This window comes from Larkinella arboricola, from assembly GCF_003259745.1.
Classification (GTDB): Bacteria; Bacteroidota; Bacteroidia; order Cytophagales; family Spirosomataceae; genus Larkinella; species Larkinella arboricola.
The window spans coordinates 192,371-208,177 of the sequence record NZ_QLMC01000006.1 but is presented as its reverse complement, the minus strand read 5'-3'; the positions used below and the strand labels follow the sequence as shown (position 1 = coordinate 208,177).

Annotated in this window: 10 protein-coding genes; all 10 read right to left on the bottom strand. The window is 48.5% G+C overall.

Going from position 1 to position 15,807, the window contains the following annotated elements; genetic code table 11:
- Nucleotides 1–158: 158 nt before the first annotated feature.
- A complete protein-coding gene (locus LX87_RS23095) occupies nt 159–1,268 on the bottom strand; it encodes a FecR family protein (protein WP_111630668.1) in 1,110 nt (369 codons plus the stop codon).
- 134 nt (nt 1,269–1,402) lie between these two features.
- Nucleotides 1,403–2,047 (bottom strand): RNA polymerase sigma factor, encoded by a 645-nt coding sequence (locus LX87_RS23090; protein WP_111630667.1) that lies wholly within the window; start codon nt 2,045–2,047, stop codon nt 1,403–1,405.
- Between the two features lie 806 nt (nt 2,048–2,853).
- Nucleotides 2,854–3,309, bottom strand: coding sequence for a cold-shock protein (locus LX87_RS23085; protein ID WP_111630666.1), 456 nt, complete (start codon nt 3,307–3,309; stop codon nt 2,854–2,856).
- A gap of 81 nt (nt 3,310–3,390) precedes the next feature.
- The gene (locus tag LX87_RS23080; protein ID WP_111630665.1) at nt 3,391–3,672 is read right to left on the bottom strand and encodes a hypothetical protein; all 282 of its coding nucleotides are present in this window, start codon (nt 3,670–3,672) and stop codon (nt 3,391–3,393) included.
- Between the two features lie 102 nt (nt 3,673–3,774).
- The gene (locus tag LX87_RS23075) at nt 3,775–4,866 is read right to left on the bottom strand and encodes a fatty acid desaturase family protein (RefSeq protein WP_111630664.1); all 1,092 of its coding nucleotides are present in this window, start codon (nt 4,864–4,866) and stop codon (nt 3,775–3,777) included.
- Nucleotides 4,856–5,206, bottom strand: a complete 351-nt coding sequence (locus LX87_RS23070; protein WP_111630663.1) for a winged helix-turn-helix transcriptional regulator — start codon at nt 5,204–5,206, stop codon at nt 4,856–4,858. Before LX87_RS23070 ends, LX87_RS23075 begins: the two co-directional genes overlap by 11 nt.
- Nucleotides 5,207–6,448: 1,242 nt before the next feature.
- On the bottom strand, nt 6,449–7,225 hold the full coding sequence (gene xth, locus LX87_RS23060) for an exodeoxyribonuclease III (protein ID WP_111630661.1): 777 nt from the start codon (nt 7,223–7,225) through the stop codon (nt 6,449–6,451).
- A gap of 58 nt (nt 7,226–7,283) precedes the next feature.
- Nucleotides 7,284–7,715: a DUF1810 domain-containing protein gene (locus LX87_RS23055; RefSeq protein WP_111630660.1), complete on the bottom strand. Its 432-nt coding sequence runs from the start codon at nt 7,713–7,715 to the stop codon at nt 7,284–7,286.
- Between the two features lie 652 nt (nt 7,716–8,367).
- A complete protein-coding gene (locus tag LX87_RS23045) occupies nt 8,368–12,207 on the bottom strand; it encodes a putative Ig domain-containing protein (RefSeq protein ID WP_170139435.1) in 3,840 nt (1,279 codons plus the stop codon).
- Nucleotides 12,208–13,181: 974 nt separating this feature from the next.
- Nucleotides 13,182–15,806 carry a DUF3857 domain-containing protein gene (locus tag LX87_RS23040; RefSeq protein WP_111630657.1) on the bottom strand — a complete coding sequence of 875 codons (2,625 nt, stop codon included), beginning with the start codon at nt 15,804–15,806 and terminating at the stop codon, nt 13,182–13,184.
- Nucleotide 15,807: the final 1 nt, after the last annotated feature.

Genomic DNA, 15,807 nt, shown 5'->3' with positions numbered 1-15,807 from the left:
GCGAACCGGATTCATCAATAGCGTGATAAAGGGGGAAAGGCAAGCCGGGGATGTTCCAGCATCTTCGGCTTGTGCGTTTTAGCCTCAGGGCGGATGGTTGAATTGACGCATTTTCAAGTTAATTAAGGGGTTGGAATAGTAATTTTATACAGTACACTCTACTTACAAGAACTTCCGTGAATCACGATCTGGCCGTCGATCAGCTCGTAACGCGCCTGTATGGCTTTGCATATCATGCCGAGCTTTTCAAATAGCGGCTCCTGCCCCAGTTCGGCCGTGAGCTGGCAATGGGCCAGCAGGTCGGCGTCGTAAATGATCTGGACCTCATATCGTTTCTGGAGTGAATCAAATACACTGGCAACGGGTGCATTTTCAAATACCAGATTTTGCTGTATCACCTCCGCAGGCCCCACTTCCAATGGATTTTCAATCAAGGACCGTTTCATTTTCTGGTCCTCGCGGTGATAAATCACCTGTTGATTGGGCCGCAGAATGAGCTGATTAGTTTGAGAATCTGCCGGTTTGCTCTCGGGGGTGGTTGCTGCAACGGTCACTCTTCCTGTTTTTACGACAACGCGTACATCCTTGTCCTGGTCAAATGCTTTTACTGTGAAGCTGGTGCCCAAAACCGTCGTGACCAGATCACTTGTGTAGACCTTGAAAGGGCTTTGCGGATTTCGGATGACGTCAAAAAACGCTTCGCCATTCAGCAAAACCTCCCGCTGTTTTTTTTCAAAATGCAGCGGGTAACTAATCCGGCTTCTCGGTGAAAGGGTCACTTTACTACCATCGGGCAATAACATGGATTTCGGCGTACGCTGGTTGTTGGTCACCTGGGTCCATTGTCCATTTTTATGATCCTTTAATGGTTTCTGGCCGACCTTCAACAGACCCGAATTCGTTGAGAAAGAAGTATAGAAGTACCAGAAGCCGACCACGCAGAAGAGGGCCGTAAGCACCAGGGCGAATTTACCAAACCATGACCTCCTCGGCGGTTCGCTGTAGGTCTGGTCTTCCGTTGCGGCTTTTCGGGCGGCTGTAAGACGGCTAAGTTCCTGCTGGAGTTCCTCGTCCGTCAGATAATGCTGTGCGTGGTGAATTTCGGAGATTAGCTCCCGGGCGGATCTAACAATGTCTGCGCGATCTGGATTTTTCTGGAGCCAGTTTTGCCAGAATGCACAATCAGCGGGTTTCTGATGAAGCACCCATCGGCAAAAGGGCTCATCTGCCAGAAAATCTTTAATATCGTATCGCGCGTAATCCTGCATGTTTTACTGTTCATTGAACCATACAATGAAATAGTACATATGCACAAGGCGATACCCTTTAATTAAGAAAAATTATAGTAATTATTTGATTAAAACCAGATTGAAGGTGTTTTTACGATGGTATGCTTTGATAGTCAGTCTGTTAATTGCCAGATGGAGCCTGACGCAAAGAAGAGAAACAGTTGCGGAATAAGGTGAGAAATTGAAGGCAGGTCGTTTTTTAGCTGGCTGATGGCCCTGTATAGGAAGTTGGCAACCGTCTGCCGCTCGATCTCCATAATCCTGGCAATCTCATCATTCGACAATCCTTCGTAGAATTTCAGAAAAATAACCTCCTGCTGACGTCTGGGAAGCCGGTTGATGGCATTTCGGATCTCGCGTTCCTTTTGAGACATGGACTCGGAGCTGATCAGGATGGTTTCTACCGTAAGATTGTCCGTAAACCGTTCGCAACTCGTGGCAATATCTGCAGAGTCGTCGAGCCGGTTATTGACTTTAAGTTTGCGTAAAAGGTTGTTCCGCAGGGCCGAGATCAGGTAAACGGTCACATACGTTGTATCCGTAAGGCGCGCCCTGCGATACCATAATTCCAGAAAAAGGTCCTGGATGCAATCTTTAATCAGTTCGCTGTCTTTAGTAAACCGTGTTGCATAATTGAACAGCAGCCGGTATCTGCGTTTAGCCAGCTCGTCAAAAGCCTTCTCATCATTTTGTCGGAAACGATTCCAGAGGTCACCTAAATGGGATTCATCCTCAGGAACGGGTGCTGGCTTCCTCATGGTAAGAGGCTGTTGAAATTATGCTGTCTTTTGCGTCCAATATTTTTGGTATAATTTAAGAAAGTTATCCTGTACCGTCCTGCATATCAAATGATTTAGCTCCTACAGGTTTTTAGTGCCATCATGGATTTTAAAAGAACGCACGTTTCGCTGCTTCCGTAATCCATAAAAAGCCACCTGAACGGGATAGGCAAAAGCGGTGTGGCGCTGGGAGGTATAAACTCCCGTTTAAAACAAAACCCGGCCATTGGGCCGGGCTTGTTAATAGCTTTGCACATTACTTTATAGGTCTAAAGGTAATTGTCAGACGAAAGCCAATTCTGTAAAAGCCTATGAATCGCAGTTTTTGGTATACAGAAGGTATAAATTAAGTACACGAACGCCCATTTCGTTACCGCCCGCGTCTCAGCAGAACGTTAAAGTAACCCTATATATTCGTGCCATTCTGAACCCTCGCACTCTTGTAGGCATAGCAACAGCCTGCAATTTCCGGAGATAGTTTGCTGGCTTATCCTGCTACTTACCTTCGGGTGGCTTCTGGCGTTCATCTTAAAGAATAGACGACGTGGAGAGCGGCTTTTTAAAAGGTGGGCTGTTTCCCGATGGTCCGTATAAACCGGCCTTTTTTAAGACCTCATACGAATCCCACTCCCTTTGTTATAATCAAAATCAGGGAGATGAAGGTACTGTTATTGATAAGAGGAAGAATCAGTCAACAGGAATAGCGCGGTCTTTACAACTAACCCGTTCGGGTTAGTTGCCCGGCTAACATACCGGCTCAGCGCAATTCCGCGGTCTTATTAAGCTTATCCAATTCGTTTGACATTGATAGCAGACGCACCTTTCGGGGTCATTTCAACCTCAAATTCGACCTTGTCATTCTGCTTGATCGGGTCAACTAATCCCCGTATGTGAACGAAAACACTGTCCTGACTACGTAGATCTTTAATAAAGCCGTATCCTTTTGATTCGTTGAAGAAAGTAACCACACCTTCTCTACCCGGTGCCTCGGCCTCAGAAGGGTCTTGCTTTGGAATGCCAATAACAATATCTTCCGGGTTGATTACATGCTTTTTGGTAACGTCTACAGGAGTGGAAGTAATATTTCCGTTTTCGTCTACATAAGCAAACATTTCTTCCAGGCTTTGGCCCCTGCTAGATTGGTTTTTTCGCTCGTCTTTCTTGTCCTGTTTGTCTTGCCTTTTTTTCAGGCGGGCTTTTTCTTTTTCTTTTTTACTAAATGTTCCTTGTGATCTTGCCATGTTGGTTTTTTTGATTTGTGAACCGCTGCGTTAAACCGTTTGCGTATCCATACTGTTACCTTTCGTAACGAAAGGTATGATTCACTTTGCTGTTAAATAAGCAATTACCGATTCATAGTCAGGGAAATTAAGCTGTTGCAGATCCTGGCTACGATCCTTGTAATTGACGATATAATTACCAAGGTACTGGATGGAAATATCAAATGCGGTGGGCTGGATACTGCCTTTCCGCTTAAAATGAAGCCGAAGCGTCCTTTGACCATCGTAGGCATTTGACAAGTGAAAATTTGTCAGAGAATAGCCACCGGCGGTCAGCGTTGAATACTCCTGCATTTTTTTGAGCTTAGCAGTTAGTTGGTCCATGTTATAGCTTTTTTAATCATAACTCCCGACACGCTGTTGATAGGGTGTCTATAGTAATAACAACATATTGAGTAATCCAGTGCAAAAATGCCCTAGTTTTTACTACGCAACCGACGCATCGGACGGCTGACCTAATTTTTTCAGCAGCCGGTAATGCGAATGCAAGGCTGAGAAAAACGACTGGTTTTCCAGATAAGGCAAATCAAAGTCCTGGGCGGTTTGCTTCACAATCTCCGTAATCGCCGGATAATGAATGTGGCAGATTTTAGGAAACAAATGGTGTTCGATCTGGCGGTTGAGTCCTCCGCAGAAAAAGGCCGCTACCGCCGAGCGGGGGGCAAAATTAGCCGTTGTGCGCAACTGGTGAACCGCCCAGGATTCCTCAATACCTACCCCCTTGATGGGAACCGGAAAGCTCGTGCCTTCCACTACGTGGGCTAATTGAAAGACCAGCCCCAGAACCAGCCCCTCGATCAGGTGCATGATCACAAAACCAAACGCTAATTGCCAGCCATTTAAATCCAGCACGAGGTAGGGCAGCACCAGAAAAAAGAAATAGTAAGCAGCCTTGGTCCCAAACAGAATAAAATATTCCTTGAAAGGGTGCTTCGAATTGTCATGCTGGCCGATTTTTCCAGAGAAAAATTTCAGGAAGTCCTTCCGAAAAACCCACGAGAGCGAAGCCAGTGAATACAGCGGAAAAGCATACCAGTGTTGAAAACGTTGCCAGGGCCGGGAGGGCTCATCAAGGTCTACCCGAATCAGGCCCGGCGCAATCTCAATATCTTCATCGTGGCCCGGAATGTTGGTGTAGGTATGGTGGACTACATTGTGCGAAATTTTCCAGACGTACGGATTGGCACCAATTAAATAAAAACTACTCCCCAACAGCCGATTTACCCAGCTTCGGGAGGAAAATGCACCGTGTATGGCGTCGTGCGATACATTAAAGCCAATGAAAGCGGCAAATAAACCCAGTCCAATCGCCATAATCAGCATGGTCCAGGGACCAAACTGGTTGGATAATATCAAGCCATAAAGCAGCAGATAACCTCCTAAAAAGAAGCTGGCTTTGGTCCACATCGCCCTGTTGGCGTGGGGAGAAAGCTTGTTTTCCTTAAAATAAGCGTCGACTCGCTGTCGTACGGTAACAAAGAATTGGGATCGACTGGCGTTGGTGAATTTAAGTTGCATCAAAACATTCGTTAAAGATTCGACCGATTTGCGGCATCTGTTGCAGGATCGGTAAGGCTAATCGGCCTTTTTGGGTTAATGTATATTCCACCCGCAAAGGCATTTCGGCGAAAACATCTCGTCTTATAACTCCCAGCAAGACCAGGGCTTTTAATTCACCGGCGAGTACTTTCTCACTGACAGCGGGCAGTCGCTGGCGGAGTTCACTGTAACGCAGGGTATGCTCACCCAGGAGCAGGATAAGGTATAGACGCCATTTGCCGGAAATAATTTCCAGAGCTTTGCGGATGAGGGCATACTCGGCATCGGTTGGTTGGGCGCTTCGGTCCTTTAACATCATCGGATGGGCGTTCATTTATAAACCGATCGCTGCGATCATCGGGCGAAAGCAGAAAAAGGAAATGAGGTTTAACTTACACGTGCTACAATGAAGTGGCAGGTTTAAAAAACGACGGTCATCATGCGATTTTCGCAGACGGTACTCGGGGCGAAGTTAAAAGATGAAAGACGGTCAACGGCAGCCGTTGCCGAGGGAATGTACTAACTACGCTGTAAGTTACTAACAAGTTCCGGATAGTCAACAAAAAATGAAACTTGTTTTCTATATTAATATATGTCCGTATTGTTATTTATAGGCTTAAACGGCTTTTGTAGAGCGTCTTACGTAAAGTGCCCAAGCTTTATTATTTTGACCCTATAAACGGGTTGGCTTACCTAAAACGTTTTTTTGCGGAACGACATCTTCTCAAGTGGGCAGTCGGAAATAGATTAGAAGAAGTAAAAAAATCCGGGCCATACTAGGCCCGGATCAAAGCGAGTAGATGGTAGTTGTAACGAATTGGTTTTATCCGCATCTATAGATACACCTACCTCCCCTCAAAGTATTACTGGGATGGAAAAAAAACAAGTTACTGGTGGCCCGGACCCGGGAGGACAAAAAAAGGGTAGTATTGTACTTCATAGTACGATAGATACTTACTAACTCCTAAAGATACATATGTAACTTAACTAATTGCAAGCTTTTTTCTCAAGTATCAAATTATTACGTAGTTACATTAAAAAACCGGGCCTAGTATGGCCCGGATCAGTATAAGAAACGGTGGTTATCACGCAATACTATAAGAGGATGCATAAATCGGGCCAGAATTTTAGTAATCCCGGATGCGTAGTGAAACTCAGTGTAGTATGCCCACGATTGATAAACTCGCTGAGAAATAGAAGCGCAACTTTATAACAAAGCCATTCGCTCTTCGTTAGTTTTGCACGCCACTTTCCAAATCGTCCTGCAACCTGAATAAACCCTTTAATCTACTTTCCCGGTATGCAAGTCGCGCGTGAAGAGTATGATAATAAACCTTTATTTATCCGACAGGGCGCTTTAAAATTATGGGGTGTACCACTCGCCGTTCGGGAGGATTTTTGCCGTGTTCGTCATCTTTACAGTTTTAATGACTTCTTCGCGGAGATGTGCCACGACAAAGAAACGGGAAAGGTACTTGCATCTGCTCCTTTACGCGCGTGGAACGGCTCACTCCCTATCTGGATCAAATAGAGCTTCCTGCGTTAAACCGATAGCAACACCTCAAACGTCAGCCAGTTCAATCCAGGCGGGTGCGTGATCACTTGTTTTTTCCCAGCCACGAACCGGGTGGTCTACCCCACCCGCAATTAGCCGACTGACCAGCGGGGGACTGAGCAACAAATGATCGATCCGCAAACCGGCATTGCGGCTGTAGGCATTGCGGAAGTAATCCCAATAGGTATACAGCCGCTGCTGCGGATACAGCTTTCGCAGGGCATCGGTCCAGCCTTGGGCAAGCAGTGTTTGAAAAGCCGTTCTGCTTTCGGGCCTGAACAGCGCATCGTCCAGCCACCGCTCAGGTTTGTACACATCCGCTTCCGTAGGAATGATGTTATAATCACCGGCTAAGATAACCGGTACCTGGGTTTTCAGCAGGTCGGCTGCGTAGGCTTGAAAGCGTTCCAACCACGATAGTTTGTAGTCAAATTTGGGGCCCGGCGCCGGATTTCCATTCGGCAGATAAAGGCATCCTACCCGTAAACCCTGAACCCGGGCTTCCAGATAACGGCTTTGCAGATCTTCAGCATCCCCCGGAAGCGATCGGCAGACCTCCTGAATCGCGGGATCTCGGCTTAGAATGGCTACCCCATTCCAGCTTTTTTGTCCCTGCCATAAAGCCGTATAACCGGCATCCTGCAAGGCTTGCTCCGGAAATTTTTCCTGGGGCGCTTTCAACTCCTGTAAGCATACAATATCAGGCGCCGTTTCCGCCAGCCAACGCAGCAGCACGGGCAAGCGGCTGTTAATCCCATTTACATTGTACGTAGCGATTTTCATAAAGATCGATTACGGTTCTGACCTATCCGGACGGCTACCCTCCCCCTTCGATACGGTATTATTTAGTTGCTCCAGCCAGTTCAACGGTTCGCTGGTCGGGTAAGCCGTTAAAGAATTTATCCAGAACCGCCTGAAAAACCGGGTCGGTATTTTCAAGTAAACTGAATAAGGTCATGCTCGACCGCAGTTTCAGATCATCGGGACTGCCCAGAATCTGGTGAGCGGTTTTTCCCTCAATTGCCAGCAGCGCGCTGGAAATTTCAATCAGCCGTTTACCCAGAACCGGGTGCGCCAGATAGTCACCCGCTTCCTTCAAATCATGGATGGCGTAAAATCGAGCCGTTTCACTGAAACCCAGCCCCCTGATCTGTGGAAAGATATACCACATCCAGTGGCTTTCTTTACGTCCGTTTCTGATTTCAGTCAGGGCCCGGAAGTAATCGGTTTGCTGAGCGTTTATAAACCGCTCTAAATGACTTTCTGTTTCCATAGATAGCGTATTGATGAGAAAAGTGAACGGTTTTGTATGTTAACAAAACCATGTGATCCACAAGCTCCTTTAACTAAAACGAGTGTGAGCTTCTTTCTTCTTCCGGATATTCAATATAAAAAGGAAGCAGCTACGTACTATGGATTGGTTTGCCAATGATAAGTATTTATTTATCAGGACTTAACGAGTCTTGTTTACAGAGCAGATAATAAGTAAATGGCCAATCAGACCGCCCGACAAAACCGTTTTTACTAATTAACTTGTAGATGCTGGAGGGTAGTATGGAAGGTGGTCCGGCGTTTTTTTAGCTCCTCAAGTTGTTTTCTTTTAGCCTGTAGCGTATCAAGGATGCAGAATTCGGATGGAAAAATGGTTGTATGGTTTATCTGGCTAATGGCGATTTCAACTTTCTGGATTTGTTTAAGTAAATCGCTAACTGGTTGAGAAATGTTAGTCATGTTCCGTACGGGCTTGAGCAATATGCCTAATTGCCCTGCGACAAAATAACGGAAAATTAGCAAGTTTGTTTAATGATAGTTAAACAAAGTAGAGACAAAATACTGTTGCTACTGTTAAATGTTGACGTAACAAAAAGACGGTCCAGACAAGCTGGAATGCCTGTCTGGACCGGAATAGTAAAATTAAATACTTCTTACTGGATTTTCAGCACTTTCACCGTCTGGCTCTGCGTTGGGGTACTCACCCGCAACAGGAACGTACCGACTGCCTGCCCTGCTACAGACAAAGCGTGTTGTTCTTGTCCGCTGGCCTGCTGAATTTGTTGCTCATTGACAATCTGGCCCTTCATGTTCACAACCTGTACCTGTACCGGCTGACCAGCAGCTCCGCGCACATCAAACCGAACTTCATTTTGAGAAATCGGATTTCCCAGAACGACCACCTGAAGATCCGCGGATTCAGCGTCTGCTAATCGAGCCTTTGCGGCCTGGTTGATCACCGTAAAGTTTAGGGTCAACGGGGTGCCTGCGTCACCACTCGCTGCCGAACTGCTGTAAGGAGTAGCGGTCAGCGCGTAGGAACCCGTTGCCGGCGTCCAGCTATTGTAATTTCCGCTTTTATCTCCAAACAAGGCATAGGGCGCTCCATTGTCGGTTTGCGTACGGCTTTGTCGGCCACTCAACACCATTTTCACCGAGCCTACCGTAGAATTTGTATTAGCCCGAATGTTCAGATTGGAAGTAGGAAGCATGGCCAGATTCAGAACGTCTCCCTCTTTAAGCACCTGAATCTCCTGCTCTGTGTCCGCATTCATCAAGCTGAAACTAACCACCGTTTGCTGAGTGGGTGCCGGATTAACAGTTACGGTGATCACTTCTTCGTCCGACAGTGCGGGTGAACCATTATCAGTCACTTTAACGGTAAAGCTAAACGTGCCGCTGGTCGTGGGCGTCCAGGTAAAGGCACCGGTGCTGGCGTTCAGGCTCGCCGAACTACCGCCCGATACTTGATAGGTCAGGCTTTGCGTTGGCACATCATTGTCGGTAGCTCGTGCGGTAAAGCTCAGGTTTTGCCCCAGGATGATCGACTTATCACCAATTGAATCCAGTACGGGTGCTGTATTAATAACACTAATAGAAATTACAAAACTATCACTGACACTGCCGCCCTTGCCATCATTAGCTGTCACCTTAACCGTGATGCTGGAAGGACTGCCACTCGGCGGTGTGCCTCTGAAGCTGCGGGTGTTGGCGTCGAATGTTAACCAGGAAGGCAGAGCTGTGTTATCTTCCAGCGTAGCACTGTAAGTAAGTGCATCCCCGTTGGAATCAGTAAAGCTGCCTGCATCAACAACATACGTGAAGTTATTGCCAACTGTAGCACGCTGATCTATTAAAGCATTTGCTATGATCGGAGCCTGATTGATCACTGGCGACGAAGATGATGAGGTCGATGAGGATACCACAATCGTTACTTCATCGGTCACCTGCCGGTTCTGTTTATCCTTCACCGTCAGCCGGAACACATAAGTACCCACCGGCATCTTGCTCAGCGACAGATTCAAGGTGCTCTGTCCTGAGATGGCCGGGTTGGGACCCGATACCTTTACCCACAACACACTGGCAATGTTACCGGCCGGACTGCTGGTGGCCACCCCGTTGAGCACCACACTGTTGGTGGGCAGCACCAGCGTTCGGTCCGCTCCTGCATCCGCCGTCAGCTGAGCCGCTATCGGCGTGCATGAACCCGTCTGCACCGCCCCGTGGCTCACTTTATCAAAAATCACATCATTCACCAGGTTCTTCACATTACTCGTCACCGTGTTGCACACATACGTGTTGTAGGTGCCACTGTTGAAGTAGATCGCATGATCACAGTTGATAGCCGTGTTGTTCTCCAGGATACTGCCCAGCACCGAGGGAATCTGCTCATCAACATAGAACTTGCCCGGCGGGTGGTACTCCAGATAGTTCAAATACCCCTCCGGATACGGATCCCCATCCACCACCGCCCCCACATTGGGAACTCCCGCCGTCAGCCGGTTGCCGCGCATCTCCAACCCGATCGAGGTCGTCCCGAAGGTCTTCTCCTGGGCGTGCTGCACCGGGTGAATCCCAATGAAGTTGCCATTGCTGCGGTCGGTGTTCGAGACATTGTTGCCCACAATCTGGTTGTTATACATAGGAATCAACGTCTGCATACTGCCCCGCATCTGCTGGGAAGGCATCAGGTCAATCGAGCCGCTGTTGAGCAGCGTGTTGTCGACAATGGCCACCTGGGTGGTGGCATTCTTATATAGGGTGATGCCCCGTCGGTTACCTTCCATGGTGTTGCCCTTGATGAGCCAGTTCTGGGCACCCCAGTTGAAGATGGCATACCGGCTGCCTGCCTCCGGCACCACCGCCCAGGCCCGGTCCAGCGTCAGCGTGTTGCCACTGCGGCTGACGATCTTGCGCCACTGGCCCATGCCCTTGCCGTTTACAATGGCTACCACCGGACTTTGCTTGACACTACCCCAGTTCTTACTATCATCCCGCAGGGTGGTGGCCGAAGCCCCGCTGACGGTGCCCGTCTCTTCATCGGGGCGGGTCTTGCCTCCGCCTTCGGCGATGATCGTCTCGCCATCGTTGCTGTTCTGAGCTGGTCCGTTGATGACTTTGAAGAGGTTGTTGAGCACGGCCACGTTGTCGGCAAAGTTCATCACCAGCACGTGATTGACCAGCGTGGTGGGGTAGCGGGCCGAGCCGTCGCGGTAGATCTTGTTGTTCTCAAAGACGCCCCCGTGGGTATCATCGATGTTGATGCCGTCGACGGCGAAGGTGATGTGGTTGTTGGCAAAGACAAAGTTGGTGCTGCCATTGAGCATGAAGGGGCCCCGGTAGCTGAACTGGTTGTCCACCCCGTGGGTAAACGTCGAGTTGGCAATCACCAGCTTGTCGCTGCCATTGAGCCAGATCCAGTTGCTTTTGGCCAGGTCAAAGCGGATGCGTTGCAGAAACATTTCACTGCCTTTGCCCCGCATGTTGGTGATGATGCTGGCATCGTTGTCCACATTGAGCAGCGTCAGGTCAGCCAGACCCGCCTGTTTGACATTGGTTGGCCAATAAATGCCTACTTTATCGGAGTTGGTGTTGTAGCCAAACTTGATGATGGTTTTGTCCTGGCCTTCGCCCTGCAGCACCACCCGGTCGAGCATACGGATGCCCTCGAAGTTGTCGGGGAACTCCAGCTTGTAGGTGCCCTCAGGCAGGTACACGATGCCGCCCCCATCGGCATTGGCTTTCTTGATGGCATCCCGGATGGCTTTGTAATCGCTGGTATTGCCATCCCCCTTGGCTTTGGTGCTGAGCCGGGCGTCGGTTTTGACATTATAGACATTGGTGTAGAAGTCCAGCTTGGGTGCCCAGCCCACATTGAGCTTAAAGTAGTCGGTGCCGGCTTTGATGGCGGTGATGGTCTTGCTCATTTTGGTTTCGCCTACCGAGCCGCCCAGGCCGTTGGTGACCCAGACGCTGTAGACGCTGCCGGGCTGCAAACCGCTGGGGGCCTTCACCGTCAGCGAGTAGGCGTCACCACTCTGGACGGTGGCATCCAGGGAGGTGCCGTTGGCAGCCACAAAGCGTACTTTGGGGGAGGCTGTGCTCAGTTGCAGGTTGCGTCCGAAGATGCGCAAGGTACCTTCGGGGGCCACCTCGGGGGAGTCAAAGTGCATGCCCCAGGCCTGGTTGACGAAGACTTTGGGGCTGTTCTGGCCGTTGTCGGTGATCCAGACCTGGTAGAGGTCCAGGCCCAGGTTGGCCGGGATCTGGACGGTGGCCTGGTTGGCGCTCTGCACCAGGATGGGCAAGGTGACGCTCGAGGTGGAGGTGCCTTTAGCGAGGTAGGCTTTGGCCGTGGCCCCGAAGTGTCCCTGCAGGCTGATGGCCGAGCCGGGTTGAGCCGAGGGGCTGGCGTTAAAGATCGCCGTTTGCGCGGTGGCAATTTGATAAACAAAAACGCTTAAAAAATAAATAAGAAGGTAACGTTGAGTCATAGTCATGATGATATAATTTACAGTTACGGTGGAGACAGTTCTCTAGCAGGCCTCACTTATTTAAGTGGGGCAAGGGTGATAAAAAAGAAATAGAAAGTGACTGAACTAGTAAAGGCTAAACCACGGAAGTGGGCCTAATTAGAGGCAATGGATAGGTTGTGTTTGCCAACATTAGAGGAATTAAATAGCCATAAATTAAAGTTAACGGTGGCCTTTTTGTAAAAGTAATTCATGAAAGATGAGCGTTAATTTTAGTCTGTGCTTTGCAGTAGGGGTTTCGGAGGTAATCTGCTATAAATCAGCTACGTAAGTCCCGGCGGCAAGGTTGGCTATTAAGTTGTTCTAAAGCCTTGATCATCCTATTGCATAGACAATGCCAAACTTATTACTTCGATTTATTTAGTGATTAAGTGGTATCAAATGATACAATAGGCCGATTTAGCGCTATTATTATCTATACGTTAAGATCTACTAAGCGATGCTTAAAGCAGAGCCGGATGTATTATAAGGATGTAAGCGATCCAATCTGTGATTTGTGATTTTACGGTATTTTTTCACGCTCGTTAAATAGTACATATATTCTATTTTACCAGACAGTTTTAACGGTCATCTTATTCGTGAATGAGTGGGGAAGGTTGTCGATATTTCGTACGTCAAATGAGGTGTCTATTCAAGGGAAGGTTTATCGTCAAACCAGCCAGAAACTGGCGAGCGTTATGACGCCATCCGGCGTATCTGCAAACGTCCAGATGAGTTCGGGAAAGCCGGATTGCTACCACCGTACATACAATGTAGTACCGGTCTTCATCTTATAAACCTAAAGACTGGTGCAGTAAAAAATAAGAGAGCCGTTGCCCTAGCCCCTCCTATGTTTAGAGGTCTAAGGCAACGGCCATACTATTTTCTAAAATGAAAAATTAACCGAAGTACTACTAAATGAGTCTGATGCGGCTAATTGGGTCGGTGCTTATCCGTCATGTTTGCGGCCGATCTTGTGAAGCATCATTTTCTGAAATTGAGCTTATAATGGATACAAGCTCGTCGTTACTGGACAATCGATTTTGATCGCTCTTGACGAAGGTTTTTTGCACCCGTTGCGACCGTAGTAAATAAGGTATCCAGATTATGGCATGAAACAAGGTCCGTAACACATCTCGAATGGTTTCTTTGTCTAGGGAAAGCCCCAGAAGTTGCTCTATTAAGATCGCATCGGCCAGCAGTAGCGCAAATCTAAGCACCAGAAACCGGCTGTAAAGAAAGGGAAATGTATTCCGTCGCCCAAAAAATAAAATCCCCATCAGAACAGACGAACAAACCAGGAACACATTTACCAGCAGTTCGGCGTAGAAAATACCGTAGGCTAGTACTTTCTGATTCGGCCATCTGGCCTCGATGGTTTCCCAGGTGAGGGTTCGAAATAAAGGAGAGGATAAAAGATCATACCCAATCAGCAGGGGGGAGAGCGCAATCCCAATCCCCATCAGGACTAACCATCCACCAATAGGCAGGGGAGGATCAATTTCTCTTTCGATTGGTATAGGACGATCATAATGATAGGTCCGCCAGCCAAGCCAGCCAAACCCTACAAAGGCTATCAGGACGATCAAAACCGTTGCCCAGTGAAACTCTTCAGCCTGGGTAGAAGCATTTTCGTTAAACGATAGTTGATAGTTTAGCTCCTGCGTTAGTTTATCCAGATCCGCCCGGTAGTTCTTGATCTCCTCCACCGGTACATGATCTTTTAATGTTTTATACCGGTAGTGGAGCGTTATGAGGCTGTCCGCTGGATAGTAAATGCTCGTAAAATCAATCTCGTAGGAGTTTCGGCGAATCTTCCAGGAGTCGGTGTTACTATTCCAGTCTTCCGGTAATTTTAAACGGATGGTATATTCCAGTTCATACGGAAATGTGAGTGCTAAGGGATATTTTCGGGCTACTCTGGGTAACTCCCGCAGGTTATTGGCAAGTACATTACCGCGAATCGTTAAGATCGATTGCCCCGTTGCGCTATCCTTCTCCCAGAAATTGCTAATCTGATAGCTTTCGTTTGTAACCAGATTGTGGGTAGAGGCCCGTTCGCGAATCATAATCGAATCCAGAGATTCTACCTGCTGATCGGGATAGGTCTGCTGGTAAAAGGCTAAGTATGACTTCTCCAGGTCGGCCTGGCTCTGGCTAGCGAGCTGATTACGAAGATCTTCCGCGTGGTTGTGGCTGTAGACAGACTCCACATATAAGCGTGCTGGCGAGTCAGGAGTGCGGGGGGATGGTATCGTAAACGTTTCTGAAATTTGAACTTTGCCCCGATGGGCAGACGCTACCGGCTGAAGCATTTTCTCTCCTGGCCGGATCACCAGGGCATGGCCGTAGGGAGGAATATAGTAGCCATCCTGCCAATGCTGGCTGGTCAGCGTAGGATCAATCCAGACGGTTTTGCCATTGAGCGAAGTCCAAACAATGACATGGTTGAACACCGTTGGCGCCGGTAATAAACGATTCAATTCACCTCCATTGATGGTATTGGTTAAAGCCGGATAGGCTGGCAGACCACCCGCCTTCAGCAGTGTACAAAGCAGCAGGGATTTATCTTTACAATCCCCATACCGCTGACGTAGCACCTGCTCGGGCAAGTGTGGTTGATGGGAGTAGTCACCCATTTCAATGCCCAGGTACCGAATGTCATTCTGGACAAAAGCGACGGCCTGTTGTAAATACGCAAGCGCATTCCCCTGGCTCTGGTGCTTCCACTCCTGCACGAGTTGCAGTAAAGCCGGTGAAGCCGCAGCAACCTGGTAGAGGGGCTGGGCCCAATCCACCACCGACGACCAGCTATTGAACTCGCTAATTTGTAAATGGGGAGCAGCATCCGTCCAGGCGGGCATATAATCTTCCGGCGAGATGGGCTTTAGATCGTATGCATTCCACTCGTATACGGTCTGTTCGCCTTGCTTAATCGTGCGGTATGAAGGTGGCTGGTTAAAGGACCGGAACGACAACGCCCGGCTGGAGTTACTGATCAGAACGTGGTGACGGTGTGGTAAGGGATCTGATGCCGTAAAATAGATGTCATCGGAATAGGCGGCCCCCAGAATGGGGTTTCTACCCGTTATCGTGTAGGCATACTCGATGCGGTCGCCCTTGCGAATATCTTCCAAATGAATGGAGGCCGAAAAAAGGCCATAATACACAAAGCGATCCCGTTCGGATTCCAATGGTGCGACCTTAATCATTTCCGGCCTGAGTACCGTCCGGGCTTTGCCATCGCGGTGAATGGTTAGACTATGAAAGGTCAGCTGTTCATAAGCTGGGTTAAACAGCACAGAAACCTCTGAGCCATATTGAACACCCGTCGGCGAGATGATTTCACGGATCAGGTGAACATACTGCGCCTTTTTTTCCAGATGTGTCTGAATGTCAATTAAGGAAACAAAGTACCCTTGGGTTACTGTTTTGGCCGATGGCATATGGCCACCCGGTTGAACGGGCAAACGCCACTCCGGCGCGGGCGCTTGCCGGATACGGGATGTGGATTGGGACCTGCCAATGAAGCTAATCAAAAGCAGAAAACCGAGCAGGCAGGAACGTAAAAGGTGGTGCATG

Bases quoted from the DNA above. Each gene is read 5' to 3' on its own strand.
- LX87_RS23095 (WP_111630668.1), bottom strand. From the start codon at position 1,268: ATGCAGGATTACGCGCGATACGATATTAAAGATTTTCTGGCAGATGAG.
- LX87_RS23090 (WP_111630667.1), bottom strand. From the start codon at position 2,047: ATGAGGAAGCCAGCACCCGTTCCTGAGGATGAATCCCATTTAGGTGAC.
- LX87_RS23085 (WP_111630666.1), bottom strand. From the start codon at position 3,309: ATGGCAAGATCACAAGGAACATTTAGTAAAAAAGAAAAAGAAAAAGCC.
- LX87_RS23080 (WP_111630665.1), bottom strand. From the start codon at position 3,672: ATGGACCAACTAACTGCTAAGCTCAAAAAAATGCAGGAGTATTCAACG.
- LX87_RS23075 (WP_111630664.1), bottom strand. From the start codon at position 4,866: ATGCAACTTAAATTCACCAACGCCAGTCGATCCCAATTCTTTGTTACC.
- LX87_RS23070 (WP_111630663.1), bottom strand. From the start codon at position 5,206: ATGATGTTAAAGGACCGAAGCGCCCAACCAACCGATGCCGAGTATGCC.
- xth (WP_111630661.1), bottom strand. From the start codon at position 7,225: ATGAAAATCGCTACGTACAATGTAAATGGGATTAACAGCCGCTTGCCC.
- LX87_RS23055 (WP_111630660.1), bottom strand. From the start codon at position 7,715: ATGGAAACAGAAAGTCATTTAGAGCGGTTTATAAACGCTCAGCAAACC.
- LX87_RS23045 (WP_170139435.1), bottom strand. From the start codon at position 12,207: ATGACTCAACGTTACCTTCTTATTTATTTTTTAAGCGTTTTTGTTTAT.
- LX87_RS23040 (WP_111630657.1), bottom strand. From the start codon at position 15,806: ATGCACCACCTTTTACGTTCCTGCCTGCTCGGTTTTCTGCTTTTGATT.